Here is a 1310-nt window from a genome sequence, read left to right as displayed (position 1 = left end):
TGTCTCGTCCTGAATAAGGTTTACACCTTCTGGCTTCTTATCAGGAGGGTGCAATGGATTCGGGCGCAAAACGCAGTCAACGCGATTACACGCTGACTTTTAAATTGTCGGTTGTCGACCAAGTCGAAAAAGGCGAGTTGAGTTATAAAGAGGCTCAACGGCGCTACGGAATTCAGGGTCGGTCGACGGTGTTGGTTTGGTTACGCAAGCATGGTCGGCAAGACTGGAGCCAAGGCGCCTCCATTCGTTCCCAAAGGACCCGACCGATGGACGAGCCCACTTTGCCCTTAACTCCCGAGCAGAGAATCAAAGAGCTTGAGGAGCAGTTGGCGCTGGCGAATCAGAAAGCCAAGTTTTTTGAAGACGTGGTGGATGTACTGAAGAACGACTACGGCGTCTCTGTCGTAAAAAAGCGGCCCGGCAAGTCGTTGCGCAAACCCAAACCCTGAGTGTCAGCAGGGCTTGCCAGTTTATGGGGATCAGTCGCCAAGCCTTTTACAAACGTAATCGCGTCTATCGGACTCGCATCGAGCAAGATCAGAAACTCATCCAGTTTGTGCAGACAATCCGAGTACGCCAACCCTGCATTGGCGCCCGCAAATTGCACTCGTTGATGCACGCAGAGCGTGAGAAACAGGAGCTGCATGTCGGCCGCGATCGGTTATTGGCGGTCTTGCGTGATAACCGCCAACTGGTCCGCAGGAAACGGGCTTATCACAAAACGACCGACAGTCATCATCACTTCCGCTGCCATCCCAATCTGCTCAAACCAGGCCCGTCGCAAGTTGTCGCTACCGGTCCGGAACAGGTCTGGGTGGCCGATATCACTTATCTGTCCACCAAACGTGACGATCCGGTCTATTTGAGTCTGGTGACGGATGCCTTCTCGAGAAAAATAGTCGGCTATCACGTGCATGGCAGCTTACATGCCGACTCGGTGGCTCAAGCCTTGCGCATGGCTTTGAAGACACGTCGAACATGCCAGAAACTGGTTCATCACTCAGATCGAGGTGTGCAGTACTGCTCGGCCCTTTATCAAAAGCTCCATGCTAAGCATGGCATCACGTGCTCAATGACTGATGGCTACGACTGCTACCAAAACGCCTTGGCAGAGCGAGTCAACGGCATCTTGAAGACAGAGCTCTTGCTGCACCGGCCGACAGACTTGGGGCAAGCAGAACAAATGGTGCGGGAGGCGATCTTGATCTACAACCAGGAGCGCCCGCACCTGTCCTTAAAATACAAAACGCCCGATGCGGTGCATCGGGCGTTAGGGTGAAACAGGTGTAAACCTATTTCAGGACTAGACA

At 53.3% G+C, this 1310-nt stretch carries 1 protein-coding gene; it reads left to right on the top strand.

Annotated elements, in window-relative coordinates; genetic code table 11:
• Nucleotides 1–53: 53 nt before the first annotated feature.
• A protein-coding gene (locus CAF77_RS28680; protein WP_371915558.1) for an IS3 family transposase occupies nt 54–1279 on the top strand; the annotation gives its coding sequence in 2 pieces (ribosomal slippage) (nt 54–405 and nt 405–1279; 1227 coding nt in all).
• Nucleotides 1280–1310: the final 31 nt, after the last annotated feature.

The sequence above is a fragment of the Pseudomonas sp. R15(2017) genome (assembly GCF_002112685.1).
GTDB lineage: Bacteria > Pseudomonadota > Gammaproteobacteria > Pseudomonadales > Pseudomonadaceae > Aquipseudomonas > Aquipseudomonas glycinae.
Note: the sequence above shows the minus strand (reverse complement) of the source record. Positions and strands in the feature narration are given on the sequence as shown.